The 23,427-nt window shown below is 51.3% G+C and carries 19 protein-coding genes; 5 read left to right on the top strand and 14 right to left on the bottom strand.

The features are described 5' to 3' along the window. Positions 1 to 73: 73 nt before the first annotated feature. Positions 74 to 2,755 carry a hypothetical protein gene (locus tag EYB30_RS11940; RefSeq protein ID WP_166839131.1) on the bottom strand — a complete coding sequence of 894 codons (2,682 nt, stop codon included), beginning with the start codon at positions 2,753 to 2,755 and terminating at the stop codon, positions 74 to 76. A 366-nt stretch (positions 2,756 to 3,121) separates the two neighbouring features. Between EYB30_RS11940 and phoB the strand changes: the two genes are divergently transcribed. The 4 genes from phoB to EYB30_RS11920 all read left to right on the top strand — a co-directional run bounded on the left by phoB (position 3,122) and on the right by EYB30_RS11920 (position 8,276). Then, positions 3,122 to 3,808 (top strand): phosphate regulon transcriptional regulator PhoB, encoded by a 687-nt coding sequence (phoB, locus tag EYB30_RS11935; protein ID WP_166839130.1) that lies wholly within the window; start codon positions 3,122 to 3,124, stop codon positions 3,806 to 3,808. An 18-nt stretch (positions 3,809 to 3,826) separates the two neighbouring features. After that, positions 3,827 to 5,152 (top strand): phosphate regulon sensor histidine kinase PhoR, encoded by a 1,326-nt coding sequence (gene phoR, locus EYB30_RS11930; protein ID WP_166839129.1) that lies wholly within the window; start codon positions 3,827 to 3,829, stop codon positions 5,150 to 5,152. A 248-nt stretch (positions 5,153 to 5,400) separates the two neighbouring features. Beyond that, positions 5,401 to 7,797 (top strand): tetratricopeptide repeat protein, encoded by a 2,397-nt coding sequence (locus EYB30_RS11925; protein ID WP_166839128.1) that lies wholly within the window; start codon positions 5,401 to 5,403, stop codon positions 7,795 to 7,797. 56 nt (positions 7,798 to 7,853) lie between these two features. Further along, positions 7,854 to 8,276, top strand: a complete 423-nt coding sequence (locus tag EYB30_RS11920; protein ID WP_166839127.1) for a hypothetical protein — start codon at positions 7,854 to 7,856, stop codon at positions 8,274 to 8,276. Positions 8,277 to 8,286: 10 nt separating this feature from the next. Here the strand turns inward: EYB30_RS11920 and EYB30_RS11915 are convergent, their stop codons facing one another. The 3 genes from EYB30_RS11915 to EYB30_RS11905 form a co-directional block, all read right to left on the bottom strand. Continuing rightward, positions 8,287 to 9,063 (bottom strand): transporter substrate-binding domain-containing protein, encoded by a 777-nt coding sequence (locus EYB30_RS11915; protein WP_166839126.1) that lies wholly within the window; start codon positions 9,061 to 9,063, stop codon positions 8,287 to 8,289. Positions 9,064 to 9,209: 146 nt separating this feature from the next. Then, a complete protein-coding gene (locus tag EYB30_RS11910; RefSeq protein ID WP_166839125.1) occupies positions 9,210 to 9,788 on the bottom strand; it encodes a DNA-3-methyladenine glycosylase I in 579 nt (192 codons plus the stop codon). After that, positions 9,788 to 11,098: an amidohydrolase gene (locus EYB30_RS11905; RefSeq protein ID WP_166839124.1), complete on the bottom strand. Its 1,311-nt coding sequence runs from the start codon at positions 11,096 to 11,098 to the stop codon at positions 9,788 to 9,790. The genes EYB30_RS11910 and EYB30_RS11905 overlap by 1 nt, the downstream gene beginning before the upstream one ends. A gap of 132 nt (positions 11,099 to 11,230) precedes the next feature. Between EYB30_RS11905 and EYB30_RS11900 the strand changes: the two genes are divergently transcribed. Next, positions 11,231 to 11,992: an MBL fold metallo-hydrolase gene (locus EYB30_RS11900; RefSeq protein WP_166839123.1), complete on the top strand. Its 762-nt coding sequence runs from the start codon at positions 11,231 to 11,233 to the stop codon at positions 11,990 to 11,992. A gap of 54 nt (positions 11,993 to 12,046) precedes the next feature. Here EYB30_RS11900 and EYB30_RS11895 read toward each other — a convergent pair whose 3' ends face one another. From EYB30_RS11895 to ppk1, 10 genes are all read right to left on the bottom strand, one after another. Further along, positions 12,047 to 13,183 (bottom strand): ABC transporter permease, encoded by a 1,137-nt coding sequence (locus tag EYB30_RS11895; RefSeq protein WP_166839122.1) that lies wholly within the window; start codon positions 13,181 to 13,183, stop codon positions 12,047 to 12,049. Further along, positions 13,180 to 13,914, bottom strand: coding sequence for an ABC transporter ATP-binding protein (locus EYB30_RS11890; protein ID WP_166839121.1), 735 nt, complete (start codon positions 13,912 to 13,914; stop codon positions 13,180 to 13,182). The genes EYB30_RS11895 and EYB30_RS11890 overlap by 4 nt, the downstream gene beginning before the upstream one ends. Positions 13,915 to 13,917: 3 nt before the next feature. Then, positions 13,918 to 15,474 carry an alpha/beta hydrolase gene (locus EYB30_RS11885; protein ID WP_206674628.1) on the bottom strand — a complete coding sequence of 519 codons (1,557 nt, stop codon included), beginning with the start codon at positions 15,472 to 15,474 and terminating at the stop codon, positions 13,918 to 13,920. A gap of 169 nt (positions 15,475 to 15,643) precedes the next feature. Continuing rightward, on the bottom strand, positions 15,644 to 16,459 hold the full coding sequence (locus EYB30_RS11880; protein ID WP_166839120.1) for a class I SAM-dependent methyltransferase: 816 nt from the start codon (positions 16,457 to 16,459) through the stop codon (positions 15,644 to 15,646). A 111-nt stretch (positions 16,460 to 16,570) separates the two neighbouring features. After that, positions 16,571 to 16,873 carry a HigA family addiction module antitoxin gene (locus EYB30_RS11875; protein ID WP_166839119.1) on the bottom strand — a complete coding sequence of 101 codons (303 nt, stop codon included), beginning with the start codon at positions 16,871 to 16,873 and terminating at the stop codon, positions 16,571 to 16,573. A 7-nt stretch (positions 16,874 to 16,880) separates the two neighbouring features. Continuing rightward, positions 16,881 to 17,168 carry a hypothetical protein gene (locus EYB30_RS11870; RefSeq protein WP_166839118.1) on the bottom strand — a complete coding sequence of 96 codons (288 nt, stop codon included), beginning with the start codon at positions 17,166 to 17,168 and terminating at the stop codon, positions 16,881 to 16,883. 161 nt (positions 17,169 to 17,329) lie between these two features. Then, complete coding sequence (locus EYB30_RS11865) at positions 17,330 to 18,181, bottom strand: universal stress protein (RefSeq protein WP_166839117.1); 852 nt, start codon at positions 18,179 to 18,181, stop codon at positions 17,330 to 17,332. A gap of 10 nt (positions 18,182 to 18,191) precedes the next feature. Continuing rightward, positions 18,192 to 19,679, bottom strand: coding sequence for a SulP family inorganic anion transporter (locus EYB30_RS11860; protein ID WP_166839116.1), 1,488 nt, complete (start codon positions 19,677 to 19,679; stop codon positions 18,192 to 18,194). Between the two features lie 73 nt (positions 19,680 to 19,752). After that, complete coding sequence (locus tag EYB30_RS11855) at positions 19,753 to 21,291, bottom strand: Ppx/GppA phosphatase family protein (RefSeq protein WP_206674627.1); 1,539 nt, start codon at positions 21,289 to 21,291, stop codon at positions 19,753 to 19,755. Next, complete coding sequence (ppk1, locus tag EYB30_RS11850) at positions 21,288 to 23,411, bottom strand: polyphosphate kinase 1 (protein WP_166839115.1); 2,124 nt, start codon at positions 23,409 to 23,411, stop codon at positions 21,288 to 21,290. The genes EYB30_RS11855 and ppk1 overlap by 4 nt, the downstream gene beginning before the upstream one ends. Positions 23,412 to 23,427 lie beyond the last annotated feature (16 nt).

Raw genomic sequence — 23,427 nt, 5'->3', positions numbered from 1 at the left:
ACGGCAGGGGGCAGGTTCAATGCAGTGGAATAAAAAAACACTGCCAGGCAAAACCCGGCAGTGTTTATTGCGGTTAGTCGTCTAAACCGACAGCCCAGCCTGCAGTCCAGTCGTTAGCGGCATCTACTGCACCGATAAAGTCTACTGCTTCAAAGAAGCTATCTACTGCATTCATGTCTTTCGGTGTTGTGGCATCGATGGTAAAGATACCGTCTAACACTGCCGCCTGATTAGCCGCCAGACTGTTACCGTCTTGCGCCAGGAACCATTGTTCAGTGGTGGTGCCATTGCCCAGGTCACCTACGGTTGACTCGTCACAAGCGATAACGGAGTGAGTCATTTCCAGTGAGCCGTCGATAGCAAAAGCTTTAGTCTCGCTAGAGTCCAGTTCCAGACATTCGCCCATGCCAGCCGGGCCAGTGATAACAAAGTTATGCAACTTAGCGTTAGTACCCGCACGCAGCAGTACGCCTTCTGAATCATCATCACCGTCGAAGTTGTTGCCGATAATAGTCATATTGGCAACGATAGGATTAGATACCGGTGTAGCAGTCAGGTTATTTGACTGGTTGTCAGCTTCAATACCCCGGTTAGCTTTAGCGTCATCAGCAGCGTGTTTTACCAACACAAACTGCAGCTTACCGCGATAGCCGTCAGCCCAATCTACTGAGTCGTCGCCGTTCGAGGTAAGCACCACGTTTTTACAGTTAACGGCACCACCGAAAAACTCAACGCCATCATCCACGTTCTGGTGCACCTGGATATTGCTGCACTGGGTGCCTGAGCCCACACCGGCAAAGGTAATACCGTTTAACTCGTTATCCGGGATAACTTCAAAGCCGGCGTGTTTTACTACCACGTAATTTAAGCGGCCACTGTTATCTTCCCAATCATCACCGCCGTATGGGCCGGCTTCGCCTTCTGCCTGAATTTCACAGCTGGCTAAGTCAGCCTGGTCACACTTGGTGCTTGGCGCTTTACCCAGTAATACCAAGCCGCCCCACTGGCCGGCTGCGGTAGGTGAGCCAATCACATCCTGCACTGACGTCATTACTATAGGGTTGGTGGCGGTACCGTTGGCATCAATTTTTGAACCGCGGGTTACCACCAGGAAATCCGCGCCGGATTTACCGTAAATAGTGACGCCTGGCTGCACTGTTAACGTAGCAGCAGTAGTGTTATCAACACCAATGCGCACCCGGCCACTTAATACGTAGTCAGCACCGGCGGCCAGCGTAACATTGCTGGTAATATCACCGGTTAACTGGCAGTTCAGGCGGCCGGTTAAGCTGTTTACTTCAGTGGTGCCGGCTGGGCAGCTGGCTAAATCATCTTCAGCGTGCAGGCCAACAGTCCAGCCGATAGTCCAGTCGGTTTCACCATCAAAGGCACCGATGTAGTCAACGTTATCAAACCAGGAGTCAACATTATTGGCCACGTTATAGCCATTGCCTAAAGCTGGTGAGTTTGGTGCAGGAACATAGCCACCTAATAATGCATCGCCAACGATATTGCCGGGCTGACCATTAAACCAGGCTGCAGCATCTAAGGTTTCAACGTCATTGTCGTCTACAGAGTTTTTAAATGGTTCTGCACAATCGATAATGGAGTTGCGGAAGATAATTTCACCGTTACCGGCATTGGTAACTGACTCATCACTGTTAATCTCAAAACATTCACCCATGCCAGCCGGGCCGGTAATTACCACGTTATACAGCTCACCGGCGGTACCGGCACGCAGCAGTACACCCTCTGAATCATCTTCGCCATCAAAGTTATTACCAATAATGGTCATATTGGCAATACGCGGTTTAGATACCGGCTCTGCGGTAAAATTACCAGACTGATTGTCGGCTTCGATAGCGCGGTTGGCTTTAGTGTCGTTCGGGTTGTGGCGCACTAATACGTGCTGCATGCGGCCAGACCAGCCGTCGGCCCAGTCTAATGAATCATCACGGTTGCCGGTTAACACCACATATTTGGCATCGACAGTACCGCCGAAAAACTCTACGCCGTCATCCAGGTTGTTATGTACCTGAATATACTCAACTTCTGTGCCGCGACCGACACCGGCAAAGGTAATGCCGTTTAGCTCGTTATCCGGAATAACTTCAAAACCGGCGTAACGTACCTGCACATATTTCAGGGCACCACTGTCATCATCTTCATCGGCACCGCCATAGGGGCCGGCTTCACCTTCAGCCTGAATTTCACAGCTGTCCAGCGCGGCCTGATCGCATTTATTGCTTGGTGCATTGCCCAATAGCACTAAACCACCCCATTCTGCAGTGGATTCATCATCAGACAAGCCCAACATGTCGTTAACTGAGGTCATAATGATAGGTGCAGCAGCTGTACCAACAGCCTGTATTTTTGAGCCGCGGGCGACCACTAAATAATCTGCACCGCTTTTACCAAAAAGAGTCGTGCCCGGTTCTATGGTCAGGGTGGCGCTGTCGGCATTGTCGTTACCTACGGTAACCTTGCCGCTTAATGACCAGGCGATATCGGCTGTTAAACGGGTGTCACTGGTAATAGTGCCAGTGATTTCGCAGACGGTTTTGTTTACGCCAGCCAGGCTTTGGCCTTCAGTAGCAAAGGCCGGGCAGTCGCTGGTTGCCGGTGGCGGGTTGCCACCACCGTTATTACCGCCGTCATCTGTTCCGCCAGCATTAACCACCAGATCGCCACCACAGCCTGCCAGCATTAATGCTGATGCTATAGCGCTGAGTTTAATCAATTTGCGTAAAGCCATTACCATCTCTCCGTTGAGTTGTTTTAGGTGTTGCCAATCAAGTTGCAGGCACCCTACACAAGGAGAATGACGCTTTTATTACACTAATGCGGCGCTCATATGACAGTCTGTCAAGGCATGGCGGCTCGGGCGCTATAGCCGGTTATGTCAAAAAAAATTCATCTTAGTGTCACGCAGTTAGGTGTGGCTTAAGGTTTTAATTTTGTGATCTTTGTTATTAATATGTGCTGGATTTGCCGGGTGCTCACCAGCCGAAAGATTAACCTCGAGTTTTCATAAAAATGTCATAAACTGCAGCAATACTATGCAGCATAAACAGTTATAACCGTCCGGCAGCTGCCGGTTAACAGAATAGGGTGACCCCTTATGGCAAGAAAGATCCTGGTGGTGGAAGATGAAGCCCCAATCCGCGACATGTTGTGTTTTGTGCTGGAGCAAAATGGTTATCAGGCCGCAACGGCAGAAGATTATGACTCGGCAGTAAATGCGTTAATGGAACCCTACCCGGATTTAGTATTGCTGGATTGGATGTTGCCCGGCGGTAGCGGTATTCAGATCGCGAAGAAAATGAAACAACACGAGCTGACGCGCAATATCCCGATTATCATGATCACCGCCCGCGGTGAAGAAGAAGACAAAGTGCGTGGCCTGGAAGTGGGCGCCGACGATTATGTTACCAAGCCGTTTTCACCAAAAGAGCTGATGGCACGTATTAAAGCGGTGATCCGCCGGGTAGCACCGACCAGCCTGGACGAGGTGATCGAAGTGCAGGGCCTGAAACTGGACCCGGTGTCGCACCGGGTGATGGCATCCGATCAGGCATTGGATATGGGGCCAACCGAATTTCGCCTGCTGCATTTTTTTATGACGCACCCCGAGCGCGTTTACAGCCGTGAACAGTTGCTGGATCATGTCTGGGGTACCAATGTCTATGTTGAAGATCGTACCGTTGATGTGCATATCCGCCGCTTACGCAAGGCGATTTCTGTTGCCGGTCATGATAGATTAGTACAAACCGTGCGGGGCTCTGGCTACCGTTTCTCTGCTAAATAAAGGGTTAACCCTACCGCTATGCGCCAACTGCTATCGAAAAGGAAGGTCTATACCAAGCTGTTCCTTTTTTATTGTTTTATTGCTCTGGTTGGCGTCATCTCCAACAGCCTGCTGCTGGCGCTGCTTATTTTTACCGTGGCGCTGTTGCTGTGGCATTACCACCATTTATTTTTAATGGATAAATGGCTGTGGCGCGACCGTAAGCTGTCGCCGCCGATCAGCGAAGGTATATGGGGCCACCTGTTTGAAGGCATTTATTACCTGCAACGGCGTGACCGGCGTAAAAGGCGTGAGCTGCGTAACGTGGTGCGCCGTTTTCGTGACGGTGCCGAAGCCCTGCCCGAAGCGGTGGTGGTGCTGCGTGATGACTGGAGCATTATCTGGAGCAACAAGCTGGCGCAAATTCTGGTTGGCCTGCACTGGCCGGCCGATGAAGGCCAGCGGCTGGATAACTTGATCCGCCATCCGCAGTTTCTGCAGTATTTGCAGGCGATGCAATTTGCCCAGCCACTGGAGCTGGCCTCGCCGGTCAATGATCAGCTAACGCTCGAGTTTAACATTATGCCTTATGGCGTAGCGCAATATCTGTTGATAGTGCGCGACATTACCCAGCTGAAACAATTAGAGCAGATCCGTAAAGACTTTGTCGCCAATGTGTCGCACGAACTGCGCACGCCGCTGACGGTGCTGCAAGGCTACCTGGAGGTGATGGATGATGAACACTTGCCGGACAAAGCGATGTGGAAAAAAGCCCACAACGTGATGTTGGACCAAACCAAACGCATGGATGCTTTAGTGCAGCAGCTGTTGACCTTATCGCGAATTGAAGCATCGGCACGGGTACATTTTGACGATGAGGTCGATGTGCCGACGATGCTGCTGCAACTGGAGCAGGAAGCGCAAACGGTCAACCGCGACAAGCAACATCATATCGTGTTTGATATTGATCCGACGTTAAAAGTCACCGGCGTGACGGAGGAGTTACGCAGTGCTTTTTCTAATCTGGTGATTAATGCCATTAAATATACTCAGCAAGGCGGTGACATTCAGGTCAGCTGGCAGCGTCAGCACTTAAAAGCCGTGTTTTCGGTAAACGACAATGGCCCCGGCATTGCGCCACAGCATGTTAAGCGCTTAACAGAGCGCTTTTACCGGGTAGATGAAGCCCGCGCCCGTAATACCGGCGGTACTGGCTTAGGCCTGGCCATCGTCAAGCATGTACTGTCGCGGCATAACAGCCGCTTAATGATCTTTAGCGAGCCGGGCAAAGGCAGCAGTTTTTCCTTTACGCTGCCGCCGGAGCTGGTGCTGGGTCATACAAAAAAACGCTCACGCCCTCTCTGAGCTGCCGTTGCTTAACGGCCATACCAGACAGCTATCATGGCCTTATTTGCTGCTAATGTTAATAAACTAAGGTAAAAGACAGTAAGTTAGCGCTACTGGTTTGAATTGTTGTAATTATTAGTTAGCGAATAGGTTGTGTTTTTCTATCGTGTTGCTTTTACTGGCGTTTCGGCTTGGGTTGGCCATACTTGTTTGGGTTTTACCCACACGCATACTGCGTAAAGACAGCAAAAGTAACTCAGGCCATTGTGGACAATCAGGGTACGCTTGTTACACCATCAGCCGTAGATAACACAGCGCCGTCACTACAGACGCTGCACCATGGTTTTTGCCTGGGGGAAGTCACGGTGCTACCAGCCCAGGGGTTTATTGTGCTACGTGGCGAGCATCGCCATGTGTCGGCAAAAGCACTGGAAATTTTGTTGCAGCTGGCACTGCAGTCACAAACCACTGTCAGCCCGCAACAACTGCTCAGCGCTGTCTGGGGCGATGCCGGGGCGGCTAAAGTCAACCTGACTCACGCCATCAGTGAGCTGCGCCATGTACTGGGCGATCACAAGGCCTGCCCTGTGTATATCCAGACGCTGCCACGGCGAGGCTATCGTTTGCTGCTTACGCCACAAGCGCTAGACAGCAATACTTTGGTGCCAATGATAGAACGACGCGGTCGCCTTAGCCAGGATAAACCGCGCTCCTGGCTACTGTCATTGTTTCGCGGCAGCCGCCTGTTTAGTGTCAGTGTGGCATTTTTAGTCAGCGTCTGGTTGTTTATTCAGGTCATGGCCATTACCTTTCCGTTGCTAAACATTTCTACCACCGGTATGAAGTTAACGTTGTTATTATTGCTGATCGTGTTTCCGTTAGTGTTACTGGTCACCTGGATTGGCGATCTGCGTCAGCGAAAGAAACGTCTGGCTTTATCAGACAACCCCGATAAACAGCGCTACTGGCGGCGGCAATTCATTATTGAACTGGGCTTTTTGTTATTGTCGTTTACTGCTGTTGCCGTGTTAGCGCATTCGGTAAAGCGCGCGATAGACGCTGATGAAGCCGCCCAGAGTGCTGAAACGTTGGCCCCAAGCGAGCCGATTGCCAACGCTGTTGCGGTATTGCCTTTTACACTCAGTGCCGGCAGTAGTATTGAAGACTATTTACTCGACGGTATTCGTCAGGAGTTACTGTACTCGCTGACCCAGCTGAATCAGTTTCCGGTATTGGCCGACCGTGCCATGCAAGCGATAGCAGCCGACGCCAGTTATTCGCAACTGGCTGCCGAGCTGCGGGTAGAGTTTTTGCTGGAGGGCCAGCTTAGTACCGAAGGGCAGCAGTTGTTGCTTGAGGTTTCAGTTATTCAAGCGGCCAGCGGTGTGCGGTTGTGGTCTGGCAGGTTAAGCCAAAGCCGTCAGGCACTGCCGGTTTTGCAACAAGCGCTGCACCGCCAGGTGCACAATGCGCTGGCCTTAATTATCCCCGCCAGCGAGCTTTCCCAGCCGTCTGCAGAGTATCGCATTACCGACAATTTTGCCGCCTTTGATGCTTATATGCAGGCCAAGCAGCGTTTAAAAAAGTTTGATGATATCGCCAGCCTGGATAGTGCAGAGCAACTGCTGTTAAGTGCGTTACAGGCGGATCCGGATTTTGCCATGGCATCAGCCAGTTTATGTAAGGTACATCTTGATAAGTATGTGCTTAGCCGCAGCGTAGCCGAATTCGAGCTGGCAAGTCAGGCCTGTCAGCATGCGGCTGGCTTACAGGTGAACCAGGCAGAGGTCTTCGCCATTCTGGGCGAGCTCTACCGGATCAGTGGACAGTACAGCGACGCCCTGACGCGCTATGAACAGGCGCTGCAGTTAAACCCGCGCTGGGTCGATGCGTTAACCGGCAAAGCTATGGTATTTAGTGCCCAGGGCAACAAAGACGGCGCTGAGCAGCAGTTTAAGCTGGCGATTGAGCTGGAGCCCGGGTACTGGCAAAACTATATGCTGTATGGCCGGTTTTTGTATGAAGCCGGTCGCTTTGCCGTGGCGGCACGGCATTTTGCCCGGGCTGCGCAGTTAAAGCCGGGCAGCACAGATGTGCTAAATAGCCTGGCGGCGGCCTGGTTCTTCAGCGGCCAGTTTGCGCAGGCTATAGATGCCTGGCAGCAGGTAGTGGCGCTGTCTCCGCTGGCACTATCCTATTCTAACTTAGGCACGGCGTACTATTTTAATGCAGATTACACTCAGGCTGAGCAAATGTATCGGCAGGCGCTGGCTAATAGTGGTGATGATTACACGATTTGGACCAATCTGGCTGACGTGCTGGATGTGCAGGCTGAGCGGCAGCCGGAAGCTTTAGCGCTGTATCAAAAAGCGTTGGTTCTGGCTGAGCGTAACTTGCTGGTGGACTCACAAGCACCGGCATTGCTATCACAAATCAGCCGCTTACAGTCAGAATTGCAACTTTGTGATGCGGCACTGCAAACTGAGCAGAACATTAGCAGTGCCAACCAGACAGACTTTTACCTGTTTTATGACTTAGCGATTGCCAGTTTTAATTGCCAGCGCAACGACAGTGGCAGCCGTTATATCAGTCAGGCAATCCGTTATGGTTATCCGGCGCAGCTGGTGGCGGCTGACCCCAAAGTTCCTGATACCGGGCAATAGCCGGGTGCTGTTATGGAAATGCAGTATGTTTATTACTTTAAAAAAGGCATTTCACGATGAAAATAACATTACTTCTGCTAGGCGCCTGTTTCGCAGGCAGCGCACTGGCAAATGACAAAGATCAAACTCTGGTATTTACTGAGGTCAGTAGCGGTAGCCAATTTTGTATCAGTGCCATTAATGTGTCGGGTGACGACAACTGTAAGATGGACGATGGAAAACGCGGCGACTGCGAGGACATTAGCAATTGCGTGTGCAGCAAACCGGATAAGCATATTGAATGGAAGGGCGAGAACATAAAAAACTTTACGGTGTACTTCTACAGCGACACGTCGCCGTTTCCTGATAACTGCAAGCTGGAGTCAAATAATCAGGGCAAGTTAAGGTGCCGCATTAAAGGCGACGCCAGTGGCGATTACGACTATGGTGTTAAAGTGGCTGGCTGTGAGGACTTTGACCCGAGAATTATTATTAAATAACACTGATGTATCAGCGCTGTGGCTGTGATGTTGTGGTCTGAGTGAGGCGGTAATTCGCCTCCAGCTGCTGCCTGGCGGCGATAAGGTTAAACCAAAACTGCTCGATTAGCTGCGGGTGCTGGTTATAGAAGTGCCGGTTAAACACGATATGCCAGTTTTTAACTAAAACGTTATCCTGGCTAGCGCTTACTTTGTCGGTAAGGGCAAGCCGTTGCAGATGGTAGGTGCCAATTATCCGCTCGACGCTGTAGCCGTCCAGTTTACCGTCGGCAACCATTTTCAGGCCTTCATCCAGCGTGAATTTATAGCGGCTAAGCCAGCCTTTATGCTGTAACCAGTCTTCGACGATATAGCCAAGCGGTGCACTAATGCCGAATTGGGGTTGATAGTCGGCTAGTGCAAAGGGTTTTGTGGTTGCATGAAATACCGGATACTCTGCCTGCCACAGATAACGCTGTGATTGCTCAGTGCCGTTTTGCGCATCGGGAAAGCGATAGATTAAGCCCCGTTCTGCCGACCAAATCATTGCCAGGGTGGCATTGAGCTGATTTTGTTGTACCATTTTCTGGCATCTCAGCCAGGGGGCTTGCTGATACTGCAGCCTAATGTTCAAAGGCGCTGCGGCGGTTGCTAACATGTCAACTAAAAGACCGACTGGCTGGCCATCATTGCTGCTTGCACTGATAAAAGGCGCCATGCCGCTACCTTCATAGCAAATCGAAAATACTACACTGGCTTGGCTTAACCAAGGGCATAACGCGAATAACAGTACAGCACAGCCTTTCATCACATCAGATCCGTTGTACCAAGGGGTCATGTAGCGCCGGTTAGCGGTTACAAAAAGTTACAGTTGTGCTAAGTATCGCTGCTGGATAGCAATAGCGCAAAAAAACAGCGAAAGTAACAGCTGCTTACCTAATGCTTGTTGCTGAGCTATAAGGCGGCAACAGCTGGATGGCGGAAGCAATTGACGTGATGATCGTTTACCATGCCACAGGCCTGCATATGGGCATAAATAATGGTAGAGCCGACAAACTTAAAGCCACGCCGTTTTAAGTCTTTGCTCATGGCGTCCGACTCCGGGCTGGTGGCGCGGTAATCCTCAGGCCTTGCAATGCGGTTTTGTTGCGGTTTTCCGCCGACAAACTGCCATTGGTAATTGCTAAAGCTGCCAAACTCATTTTGCACGTCTAAAAAACGCGCGGCGTTATTAATGGCTGCGGCAATTTTTAACCGGTTGCGGATAATGCCGGGGTTTTGCAGCAGCTCTGCGGCTTTGGCATCATCAAAAGCCGCAACCTTTACCGGGTCAAAATTGGCAAAAGCGGCGCGGTAGCTGTCACGTTTTTTCAGTACCGTATACCAGCTTAAGCCGGCCTGCGCGGCTTCTAAGGTTAAAAACTCAAATAGTTTATTGTCGTCATACACCGGCACGCCCCATTCGGTGTCATGGTAGGCGACATAGTCAGGTTTGCTTAAGTCGACCCAGTGGCAGCGGCACGGTGTATTCATTATTGTTTCTCTGTCGTTGGCGGATTGGCTAAGTAATCCAGTGCTAAACCGGTAAGTGCCCGCACACCGTTAACTAAGGCATCTTCGTTCACATCAAACATCGGCGAATGGTTGGGTGGTACTTCACTTAGTGGCTTGCCCTCTGGCGAGATACCTAAAAAGAAGAATACGCCTGGAATTTTTTGCTGGTAAAACGAGAAGTCTTCCGCGCCGGTTATCGGCTTAATGGCGGCAACGCCTTTGTCGCCGGCCGCCCACTTCAGACTTGGCATCGCCCAGTCGGTCAGTGCCGGGTCGTTCCAGGTTACGGCAGCAAAATTATGTACATGAAAATGCGCTTCAGCGCCGCTGGCTTTGGCTATATGCTCGCTGGTATGCGCCATACGGGCAATTAAGTCTTCACGCATCTCGCTGTCAAAAGTGCGGATGGTGCCTTCAAGTTTCACGTCATCCGGAATAATATTCCAGCGAATACCACCATGCACCTGACCAAAGGACACCACGGCCGGTGCTTTGGTGACATCTATCTGCCGCGCTGGTATCAGGTTTATGGCGTTAATCAGCTGGCCGGTCACGTTTATCGGGTCGATGCCACGCCATGGGCTGGAACCATGCACCTGTTTGCCTTTTACGGTGATTTGAAAGCTGTCAGCCGCGGCCATAATGCCTTCAGTTTTTACCTGTAACTGGCCGGGTTCACCGGGCCAGACATGCAAACCAAAAATCGCTGACGGGCTGGGGTTGGCAAATAAGCCTTCGGCCAGCATCATTTTAGCGCCGCCTTCTTCGCCGGCCGGTGGGCCTTCTTCAGCAGGCTGAAATACAAACATAATAGTACCGGCAATATCGGCGCGTTGTTTGGCCAGCACTTCGGCTGCCCCCATCAGCATCGCCACATGGGCATCATGGCCGCAGGCGTGCATTACGCCGGTTTGCTGGCCGTTAAACTCGCTCACTACCTTTGACGCAAACGGCAAGCCGGTTTGCTCGGTCACTGGCAGGGCGTCCATATCAGCGCGCAGTGCCACTACCGGGCCGGGTTTGCCGCCTGTTAAAATACCGACCACCCCGGTATGGGCGATGCCGGTGCGCACTTCCAGCCCGAGTTTTTCCAGATGTGCGGCTACTTTGGCGGCGGTGCGCACTTCGCGGTTGGACAATTCCGGATGCTGGTGAATATCACGGCGCCAGCTAATCACTTTTGGCATCACCTGTTCAATCTGCCTGCTTAACTCTGGTCTTTGTTCAGCGCTGCTTAAAGGGCTGTATAACATGGGTAAAAGTGCCAAACTTAATAGTGACCGGCGCATAGCGACTCCAGATGATGTGCGTTGAGTAATACCATAAGCGCCGTTGACGAAAATGGCAATTGTTACTGGATAATTGGCTAAAGCTTAGGTAATGTCGGACCAGTTGTTAAAGCGGGAGCTAAACATCTTCTAATGCAGTTACATATTCTTAAGGGCTATATTCAGAACATCTATCTGGTGCAGGACGATAGCGGTTTATTACTGCTCGATGGCTGCAGCCGGGCCGATATTGCCACGGTATGTGATTTCATTCAGCAGCAATTGGGCTTGCCATTAACGGCGCTAAAGCTAGTTATCGTTACTCATATGCACCCTGATCATGCCGGCGGTGCCCATAAACTGCGGCGTTTAACCGGGGCGCAAATTGCTTGCCACCCTAAGGCGCGGCGCTGGTATGCCGGTTTACTCGGTCGTACTGCACATGTAATTGATGTTAGCCTGACCTGGTGGGTCGCCAGCCGGTTGAGTAAGCCAAAGCGACATATCTGGTATAACCCGATTTTAAAGCCTGACGTGTTGCTGCTGGATGCGCAGCCACTGCCCGGCTTCCCGGACTGGCAGGTACTATACACGCCGGGCCATACCGATCATGATATTTCGCTGCTGCATACGCCGACTAAACAGCTGTATATTGCCGATTTAATCGTGTCAGTTAAAAAGCGTCTGGTGCCGCCGTATCCGGTGTGTCATCCTAATCAATACAAGCAATCACTGAAAAAGGTCAGCGAGCTTGCACCCAGCCAGCTGTATTTTGCCCATCTGCCGCCATGTAGCTGTGCAGAGATTGATTTTGCTGACATTCTTGAGCAGGCGCCTACCTTACCAAAAAATCACTGGCATTCGATGAAAAACCGCATTATTCATGCGCTGGGCTGGCAATCCAACTCACATTGATAATGTTACTGACTTTAGCGCCAGTGATAAGTTTTACCACTGGCGGCCATTAGCTTATAAACCAAATACCACTTTTTCACTTTTTAACAGCCGGCTGCTGGCGTAACTGCAAGCGGCAAAGATGGCCAGGGTTAGCAGGCTGGACACCAACAATTGCGGCATGGCGATGGCGCTGCCTTTCAAAAAGCCGATCATCGCTTGTTGCTGGGCGGCGATGGGTAGCCACTGCAGATACTCCGGCGCTATGTTGTAAGTGGTGACCATACTCAATGCCACTGGCACTAACAGCACCATAGTGACGTAGGTTTGTGCTTCTTTAAACGACTTGGCCACGAAGGATACCATCACCTGTAAACTGGCGGACAGTAGCGCCAACGGTAAGCCAACCAGCAGCGTAAACAGCATAAAGTCAGTATTCAGGCTGATGTTAAAGCCCAGTTGCTGCCAGGGCACCATGCCATAGGCAAACTTAGACACCAACAGAATGACAACCAGACCGAGCATGGAGAAGCAGGCGATGGCAGCAATTTTGGCCAGCACCAATTGCAGGCTGCTCAGTGGCTGGCTTAGCAGTAAGGTCAGTGAATTGCGCTCACGCTCGCCGGCACTGGTGTCTATCGCCAGGTTCATCGCCGCATAGAACAGCGTTAAAATAATGCTCAGGCTGGCAATTCCCAGAAAAGTACCGCCGCGAGAGTCCGGCGTGGCCTGATCCTGCATTTGTACATCTATCGGCTGCATCAATTGCGGATCTATACCGCGCGCCATCAGGCGTAAAGTGGCAATTTCACTGTTGTAGCGGCCAAGTTCACGCTCTAAACGCTGGATAGCCGTTCGCAGCTGATCGTCGGCGCGGTCGGCATCAATAATGACAGTGGCGGGGCGGCCTTGCTGCAGTTGCTGCTGAAAATCAGTGCTGACCGCCAGGCGAATTGCTTTGGCGTCAGCACCTTCGCCCTGGCGGATATCGTTATTAGCCAGATATTGCACCAGCGCTGGTGCGGCGTCGGCATTGTCGATACTGATAAGTAGCTCATCGCTGGCGCTAAGCTGCTTTAACAGTACGGAAAACAGCAGACACATCAATACCGGCGTGCCCAGCGCATAATACAGCCCCGCCATCACCGAGCGCTTATCGCGGCTGGCGTCCAGCAGTTCTTTACGAAATAAAGTACGAAATAAGTTCATCATGCCGCAATTCCTTCATCAGTGCCAATCAGGCTAATAAATGCATCTTCCAGGTTGGTTTTGCCGGTACGCAGGCAGAGTTCGGCCGGTGAGCCCTGCGCCACTACCCGGCCTGCCGCTATCACCACCACCTGATCACAGAGTGCCGCCACTTCCTGCATCACATGGCTGGAAAACAGCACACAATGGCCTTGCTGCTTTAACATCAGCAGTAAGTCGCGCAGTACCCGGGTACTCATCACATCTAAACCGCGGGTGGGTTCATCCAGTACTATATTGGTAGGTTTATGCACTATGGCCTGGGCTAACGCTGTTTTCATGCGTTGGCCCTGTGAAAAACCCTGGCAGCGCCGGTCGGCAATATCCTGCATTTTTAGCAAACTCAGTACTTCGTCTGTGGCATCTTTGGCGTCTTTGCCAGCCATGCCGTTTAACTGGGCAAAAAATTGCACATATTCGCGTGGCGTTAACCGCTCATATAAGCCACAGGGATCGGGAAACAGCCCCAACTGTTGCTTTGCTTGTCTGCTTTGGCTCACCACATTCAAGCCGTCGATTTCGGCGCTGCCGCTGTCGGCTTTCAGTAAGCCGAACAGCGTGCGTAAACAGGTGGTTTTACCGGCGCCATTGGGGCCTAACAAACCGGTGATAGTGCCGTTGTGTGCTGCAAAGCTCAGGCCATTTAGCGCTTGTACCTGGCCTATTTTTTTATGTAAATCGGTTACTTTAATCATGATTTATTCCTGAGCGCTGATAGTAGTGTAGGTTGGGCTTGCTGCCAGAGCGGTTGCAGTTGGCATCGCGGTGCCATTGGCATTGGTTAAAAAAGCTTTACGCAGCTCTTGCTGCAGGCAGCGTTCATCCAGTTCAGCGGCAGACTGCTGGTTAATAAACTGGCTAATCAGTTTGGGGGCGCAGCTTTGTGAGGCGACAATATGCGTTGCATGCGGTGCAACAAGATGGCGGGCATTGCGCATCTTTACCATCGCCAGTTCAGCCCAGCCTGGCGGTGTGACCGGATCTAAACCGCCGGATAATAACAACACCGGCGTATCGGTTTGTAGCGGTGCGGTATAGTCGGCAGCAACCGGTGTGACTTGCCAGACATCGCAGCTGGTTTTTGCGCCCTGCAGCCAGCTTTGGCCTAAATAGCTTTTAGCAAACTCAGCCTGGCTCTTAGCGGTCCAAAATGGCCGGTCCTCGCCACAGACCACGGCAAAGTTAACCCCGACAGATAAATCTGCTGCAAAATCCTGCGCCAGCATTAAGCCGATTAGGGCGCTGTAATCGCCTTTACTGGCCTGGTCTATCACCAACGGCAGCATGGCGCGGGTGCTGTTACGGTATAAGGCAAAGCGCAGTGCTTGCTGCAGCTTAGCCCGGGTCAGTTTTAGCTCAATCAGCTCAAAGGTGCGTGGGTGGCGCACTGTGGTGCTGATGCTGCGCTCTGTCAGCGTCTGTTGTAACTGCTGTAGTTGCGAGCGGGCATTGGGAAATTGTTGGCGGCACTCTGGCGAGGCATCACAATATGTATAGATCGCTTCCAGGGATGCATCAGAGGCCGCGCCCATAGCGCCGAAGCTTTGGTTAAACGGCACGACGCCGTCCAGGGTGGCAGTAAGCACCGCAGAGGGATACTGGCGCATATATTCCTGCGCCATACGGGTGCCGTACGAGCCGCCATATAAATGCAAATGTTGATAACCCAGTGCCAGGCGCACCGCTTCAAAGTCAGCCGCCGCGGCCACTGTGGTGTAGTGGCTTAGGTCTACCTGCAATTTGTCACGGCACAGCTCGGTTTCGCTGCGTGTCATGCTGACGATATCAAGGTTGTTTTCATCCAGCGCAAACTGGCTGGTTAAGTCCAGGCCATCGCATTGCAGTAAACCGGATTTACCGGTGCCGCGTTGATCGACCAGCAGAATATCGCGGCTTTCCCGGGCATAGCGCAGGGCATAAGCGAAGGTTGCTGCCGCATCAAACGCCGACTGGCCCGGGCCACCGGCAAAGGCTAACACCGCTTCTTGTTTGTGCTGCGGGTTAATCGCCGGCAATACGGCAAAATGAATGTCGATGCTGGCGCCCTGAGAGGGGGCAGCGGCATCCAGCGGCCGACGGATACTGCCGCACAGCATACGATCGCTCAAATTTTTGGCATAACAAGGCGTAAGCGTAGGTGCGGCCTGTTGTGATGCTTTTGCCTGCTGCGCAGCAACGGCTGCCGGCATCAGTAACGCTGTTGCCGCAATCAGCGGCCAGGCGGCGCATAAGTGTTTTAAGGTTGTTGTGTTCAAACGTGTGCTCCTCAACATATTGATAATCAACAGAACAAGCTTGTTAAGCTGTTTGATGATTAAGTCGGGGAGCCACGGAGCAGTGTTACATTATTTAATTTTTTTATTTGTGTAACACTTTCACCATAGATACAGACTCAGGGTGGCACGCAGCGGTAATATCAGTTGCCTAACTGCGCGGCTTTCTGAATTTCAGCACCATCTGGTTTACTTCGCCGATAGCCAGATGTTTAGCCTTTTCTGCTGCATTGCCGGCTAAAGTTGGTGGCATTGACCACACGCCTTCAGGGTGTTGTGCGGTATCTTTGGGGTTAAGTAGCATATCGTTGCGCGCCTCAAAGCTAAAGCCGGCTTCTGTGGCCAGGTCTAACCATAACTGCTCGGGTACATAACCTGACTCTTTCCAGTTTGTATCCAGCAAGTGATCAGGTAAGCGCGGTGCCACAACGCCCAGCACGCCACCGGGTTTAAGCGCCCGATAAAAGTTGGCCAAAGCGTGTTTTAACGAGGTTTCGCCGTCAAAGATGTAAAACTGATTGCGGATGGACAGCACTACATCAGCGCTGGCTGGTGGCGCTATATCGATACCGGCTAGTGGGGCAAACTCAGTAACGGTGACGTTTTTATACACCGGGTGTGATGCCAGTTTGGCGTTATAGTCTGCGCGGCCTTTTTGCATATAGTCGGCGGGCAATAAGCTGAACTTGTCAGAAAAATGTGCGGCATACAATTTACCCTGCTCAGCCAGTAACGGCGCCAGCACCTCGGTATACCAGCCAGACCCCGGCCATATTTCCACCACAGTACTTTGCGGTGTCACCTGAAAAAATGTCAGCGTTTGCTCCGGTTTGCGTGCAGTATCGCGCAGTTTATTGGCGTCGGTGCGGGCTTCATGCTGCAGTGCCTGGCTGATATCAGCACTGGTGCTAAAGCTGGCATAGCTTGCCAGCAGTAACAAACTTACACCTAAGAGTTTAGAGAGCATCAGCAGATCCTTTTGTGATTGTTATTTATTCTTGAAGTGGTTAGGAGGTAACCCTATTCAATTGTTTTTAAAAGCGAATTAGCCACTGTAGTCTGCCGCTATTTGCATTGCTTAGCCATATTGGTACAGCGGCTCTGCCACCACATTCAGTGTGGCGGCTTTATGCAGATCATATTTTTGCTGCCGGCTTAGCCAAAACTGTGCACTGATACCGGTGCCAAGCTCAAGCTTTTTTGCCAACAATACCGATACCGCGCTGTGGCCATTCACAAACAGCGATAACTGTTTGCGGCTGATATGTAGCTTGGTCGCGGCTTCGGCGATGCTAAGGTTATGAGGCTGTAAACAGCGCTGCAACAATACCTGACCTGGATGCTGCACTGCCAGTTTGGTGCTACGTACTATTTCTGTCATATCAACCTCACTCAAATTCATTTAAATCAACACTATACACATTGCCTCTGCTGAACAGGCAGGTTACAGATCCTATAGGTTCAATATTATTCACCGTTACAGTAACCGCCCAATAGCCGGGTGTGTTTTGGCTAATTTCAAAACCACCAAGTAGTTCCAAGTCTTTCACGCAAGCGGCATCATCCAGATCATCTAATATTGCAACAACCTGATAAACATAGGTATTCGGTAACAGAGTGACATCACCGCTTTGCCATAATTGTTGTAGTACCTTGGATTTGAAGCTTTGTATCAAGTGCTGTCCTTAGTCTTAAGGTGTTACCTTTGACGTAACGATTGCAGTGTAGTTCAGAAAATCTCCAATCTCAACTTTACTAAGGCAGTTTGGTTCGCTGGAATAGCTAAAGTGCTGTACAACAAAGGCGTGGCCCGGCAGGATGCCGGGCCGGGGGGGCGTTAGCGCAGGATCAGTAAGCTACATTTGGCTTTGCTGATCATGGCAGTAGTGGTGCTGCCAACAATAAACTGGCGGATGCGAGAATGGCCGTAAGCGCCCATGACCAAAAGATCAATATTGTGATCTTGTTGATATTGGTGCAATACAGTTTCCGGCTCGCCGCCGACAATAGCAACGGTGGTATCAAAGCCGGCATTACGTAAAATGCCGGCGGCAGCGTCCATATGGGCTTTTGTGGCTGCGGTGCTTGCACCGGCCATCACCAAATGCACCGGTAAGCCTTTGCCCAATGGGCTGGCGGCCAGCATTTCCAGGCCTTTTAGTGCAGTGGCACTGCCATCAAAGGCCAACATAATGCTTTTGGGCTCAGTATAGTTTTGCTGGGTCAGCAGTATCGGTTTATGCAGCGTGCGGATAACGCGCTCGATATGCAGGCCAATATGGCCGTGCGCATCGGCACTGCTAAAACCACGCTTGCCCAGCACCAGCAGCCGGGTATCGTTTTCCAGTTCAGCAAGGGTATCGACCAGCTCACCGTGGCGTAACCGCTCGTCTACGGCAGTGATACCTGCTTCTTCGGCGCGGGCTTTGGCGGCATCCAACATAATGCGGCCACGTTGCAACGCCAGCTTGCCATGTTGCGCGTCCAGCTCGGCCAGTTGGGCGAGCAGCACTTCCTGGCTGCCAAGGCCAATGCTGCCACTAAAGTCGGTCTGCACCGTTTTACTGTTATCCAGCACATGAACAACCGACATCGCAACAGTGAGCTTTTTCGCTGCCCAAACTGCATAGTCACATACCGCCTGGGCATAGGGTGAGGCGTCAATACACGCCAGTACTTTTTTGCTCATGGTGGTTCTCCTAGTGGCCGATCAGTTTTTCAACGGCGTCTGGCTGGTTATGGACGGCAAATTTATCGACCAAAGTCGCGCTGGCTTCATTTAAGCCAAGCAGTTCTACTTCGGTGCCTTCACGGCGGAATTTCAGCATTACTTTATCCAGTGAACTGATGGCAGTAATATCCCAAAAATGTGCTTTGCTGACATCAATTGTCACTTTCTCTACCGCGTCTTTAAAGTCAAAGGCAGCGATAAACTGCTCGCTGGAGCTGAAAAACACCTGGCCGACGACGTTGTAAGTGCGCTGGTGGCCATCGGCAGACAAGGTAGAACCAATATACAAAATCTGGCCGACTTTATTAGCAAAAAACAGTGCACTTAACAGCACGCCAACTAATACGCCATAGGCCAGGTTATGGGTAAATACCACTACGATAACAGTGGCTATCATCACCACAGATGAGCTTTTCGGATTTTTGCCCAGATCTTTTACCGATGACCAGCTAAAGGTGCCAATCGACACCATGATCATCACGGCTACCAGCGCGGCCATTGGGATCATGCCAACCCATTCATCTAGAAACACTACCATCAGCAGCAGTAAGCTGCCGGCCAATAGCGCGGATAAGCGCGTACGGCCACCGGATTTAACGTTAATGACCGACTGACCAATCATGGCGCAGCCGGCCATACCACCGATTAAACCCGAGCCAATGTTAGCAATGCCCTGACCGACACATTCGCGGTTTTTATCGCTGCTGGTATCGGTAAAATCATCCACAATAGTCGCGGTCATCAGCGACTCTAAAATGCCCACTACGGCCAGTGCTAACGCATAGGGGAAGATAATTTGCAGTGTTTCCAGATTTAGCGGTACGTCCGGCCATAAAAATACCGGCAGGCTGTCGGGCAGCTCGCCCATGTCGGCTACGGTGCGGATATCCAGACCAAAGTACACGGCAATGGCAGTTAGTACGACAATACACACCAGCGGCGAAGGGATTTTTTTAGTGACATAAGGAAACAGGTAAATGATCGCCAGCCCCAGCGCTGTCATACCGTACACAGTAACGGTGCCATAGGTACCGCTGAGTTCAGGCAGCTGCGCCATAAAAATCAGTATTGCTAACGCATTCACAAAACCGGTAACCACAGAGCGCGACACAAAGCGCATTAAATCGCCCAGTTTAAACAGACCAAAAATGATCTGGATAACGCCGGTGAGTAAGGTAGCTGCCAACAGATATTCCAGACCGTGCTGCTTGACCAGAGTGATCATCAGCAGCGCCATCGCGCCGGTCGCGGCGGAAATCATGCCCGGGCGGGCACCGGCAAAGGCGATAATCACGCAGATAGCAAAAGAGGCGTACAGGCCGACTTTAGGGTCAACGCCGGCAATAATCGAAAAAGCGATGGCTTCAGGGATCAGGGCTAACGCCACGACCATAGCGGATAAGATGTCACCACGCAGGTTAGACAGCCAGTGTTGTTTTAGATAACTCAGGAACATAGATTAAAATATCGACAACGAAAACGGTCGCGCAGTATAGCGATTCAGCACAACCTTTGCCAGTTGGGCGTTGTTAGCCAGGCGCCACTTCAGTTAAACCCGGGCAGTCCAGCACAAAGGCAATCTTTTTCAGTGCTTTTTGTTCCAGCTGTAAATCGGCGGCCAGCAGGCTTTGTTGTGCCAGCCAGTCTGGTGGCAGGCAAAGTTGTAGTTGCTGGTTGCTGCCCCGCGCCTGAAGCTCAGGTAATAAGTCGTCCCGGCGTTTTTGGTTTAACAGCACGGCTAAGCGTAACAACACCAATAAATGAATGACTTGTGGCAACTGGTACAGGTTAAATGCCGGTATGTCGTCGGCGCGGATTTTACGCCGGTGAAACCTGACCAGGGTAGCAATAAGCTGCTGTTGTTCCTGGTTAAAACCAGGCAGGTTAGCGTTTTGTAGGATATAGGCCGAGTGCTTTTGTACGCCGGACGAGTTGATGTGCAAACCCACTTCGTACAAGGTGGCAGCCCAGCCCAGCAGTACCGCGTCTTCGTCCGTTAATTGCCATTGGCTGCGCACCTGGCTAAACAGAGTTAATGCCGTCTGACTTACCCTTTGTGCTTGCGCCATATCGACATCATAACGTCGCTGCAGGCTGGCCACGCTGTGCTCACGAATATCCAGATGCTGCAGCCGGTCGCTCATCTCGTAAAGCACGCCTTCGCGCAGCGCCGCATCGATATAAATCATCTGTTCAATCTGCAGTAGGTTAAAGGCGGCGATTAAAATGGCCAGGCCCGAGCAAATTAGCAATTTTCTATCGTCGGTTAAGCCGGGTAAGTCCAACTGATAGCTGTTCTCCTGCGCCACTAAATGCGTTTTGAGCGCCAGCAAATGCGCAAGCTCAATGGCATTGCCACTAAAGCCCAGGCCGACAATAATATCGCGAAGGGTTTTTACCGTGCCAGAGGTGCCGACGGCTTGTTGCCAGCCCGCCGTTTTAAAGCTGCTGACGATTGGCTCCAGCTCTTGCTCGGCTTGCAAAATAGCGCGGTTAAAGCGTTTTTCACTAATGCGGCCTTGCGGGAAATGCTGCAGCGCATAGCTGACACAGCCCATATTGCGGCTGCTTAGCCTAAGCGGCTGTATGCCTTCGCCTATGGCAAACTCGGTGCTGCCGCCACCGATGTCCATCACCAGACGCCGACCGGCAAAATGCTCAAAATGCGCGACACCCTGATAAATAAAACGCGCCTCTTCCTGGCCGGAGATCACCTCTATCGGAAACGGAAATACCGCTTTGGCGCGGCGTAAAAAGGTAGCCGCATTGCGGGCGCGACGCAGGGTGTAGGTGGCAATAACCCGTACCGACTGCGGCGCAAACGGCTTTAGCGTATCGGCAAACTGTGCCAGTACGCTAAGGCCACGCTCTATCGCTTCTTCGCTTAATACCAACTGATCGTTTAACCCCTCAGCCAGCTGCACTTTTTGTTTTTCACGATGCAGCAACTGGATATCGCCGGCAATAACCCGGGCAATTACCATGTGAAACGAGTTGGAACCCAGGTCCACCGCAGCCATATAGGCCTGATTTTCCGGGCGTTCAGTCGCTGGCGTGCTGTCGTTCATTCAGATCCGCTATCATGAGGCTGGCCTTGCTGGCGGGCAAAGTAGTCGTAGATCTGCTGTTGTGAGCGGATGCTGCGTTTATTGCCGCGTTTGACATAGGCGTTGCTTTGTTTAGCATCAATAATACGTGCCTTTACATTGTCCCGCCACTGAATATCTAACGTATCCAACACTTGCTGTTTCAGGCGGATATCATAAATGGGCACACCCACTTCGACCCGCTGGTCGATATTGCGCGTCATCCAGTCGGCGGATGACAGATAGACATCGGTTTCACCGCCATTATGAAACACATACACCCTGGCATGCTCTAAAAAGCGGTCCAGCACCGAAATAATCTTAATATTCTGACTTTTACCACTGAGGCCGGGCATTAACGAGCACATACCGCGCACGATAATACGTATTTTTACCCCGGCCTGGCTGGCACGGTACAGCAGATCAACAATTTGCTGATCGACCAGGTTGTTTACCTTAAGGAAGATCTCCGCTTTACGGCCGCTGATGGCAAAGTCAATTTCGCGCTGAATAAGCGCGATTAAACGCGGCCGGCTCCAGGTGGGAGAGACAATCAGATGGTTAAACTGATATGGCCGGTAACTGTATTCAATAAATTCAAACACCTGGCCAATTTCGGCGGTAATTTCCTGGTGGCAGGTAAACAGGCTCATATCGGTGTAAATACGCGCGGTTTTTTCGTTAAAGTTACCGGTTCCAATATGACCGTATTGTACCAGCTTACCTTTTTCCATCCGGCTGATCAGACACAGCTTAGAGTGGATTTTCAGTGTGGTTAAGCCAAACACCACCTGAATGCCGGACTCGGTCATTTTACGCGCCCAGTTGATGTTGTTTTCTTCATCAAAACGCGCTTTAAGCTCGACCACGACGGTCACTTTTTTGCCGTTACGCACGGCATCCAGCAGTGAGTGGATCACCCTTGAGTGCTTGGCTACCCGGTACATGGTCATTTTGATATGCGTTACTTTGGGGTCAAACGACGCCTGGCGCACCCATTCAGTAAAGTAGCCAAAGTTATGGTAAGGGTAGTAAAGCAATATATCGCCAGCGCGAATAGCATCGAAACTGGTCGCGTATTGCTCAAACTCCGGGCTGTTCAGTGGTGGCAGTGTCGGGAATTCTAAGCTTTGATGGCCGATATTCGGAAAACCGATAAAGTCTTTAAAATTGCGGTAGCGGCTGCCGGGGATCAGCGAGTCGACCGAACTGGTTCCCAGCTGTTTGCTTAATACTTTTAACATTTGCTCGGGCATGGCGGCATCATACACCAGCCGCACCGGTTCCGATTTTAACCGTTGGCGAATACCCTTTGACATCTTATCAATCAGGCTCTGGTCCAGCGTATCGCTGATATTGTATTCTGCATCGCGGGTGAGTTTCAGCGAATAGGCCTGAATGCTATCAAACTGAAAGAAACCACTGAATAAATCGGCAATGCAATGCACTATCACATCGTCCAGCAGCAAAATTTGCCGCCGGTAGTGGCCGTTTTTCTTGCGGGTATTTAAATGCAGCGGCAGTTCAATAAAACGTGATAGCTCGTTGGTAGGCACCTGCACTATGGCATATTCCGGTTTACCACTGCCGGTCATTTCTACCATCAGATAAGTGGTGTTATCTTCCAGCGCTTTGGGCAGGCTGACTTCATCGCCGGATAAAATCATCGGCGAGATATGCTTGATCACTTCGTTGCGAAAGTAACTGCGTACCCAGCCCGATTGCAGCTCGGTGAGCTTAAAGTTATCAATTAATTCAATATTGTGCTTGCGCAGCTCCAGCTGAATGTCGAGGTAAATGGCGTTAAAGCGGGCGCCGAGTTGCAATACCTGTTGCTGAATTTCATGCAGTAAGTCTTCCGCGTCTTCCTGCTCGCTGCTCTGGTATTTTTTCAGCAGAATGCGCCGTTTCACGTCGGCCACCCGCACGCGAAAGAACTCATCCATATTGTTAGAATAAATACCTAAAAAACGTAACCGCTCTATCGGTGGGTTGCGTTCGTCTGCCGCTTCCTGTAGCACGCGGCCATTAAATGCCAGCCAGCTTAACTCCCGCGGATAAGTGGGAAAATCAGTGCCAATAGTGGCATCGGTGTGTTCCATGGTCCAGCTCCCTGAC

Source organism: Rheinheimera pleomorphica (genome assembly GCF_011634895.1).
GTDB lineage: Bacteria > Pseudomonadota > Gammaproteobacteria > Enterobacterales > Alteromonadaceae > Alishewanella > Alishewanella pleomorphica.
This window is presented reverse-complemented; position numbering and strand designations above follow the sequence as displayed.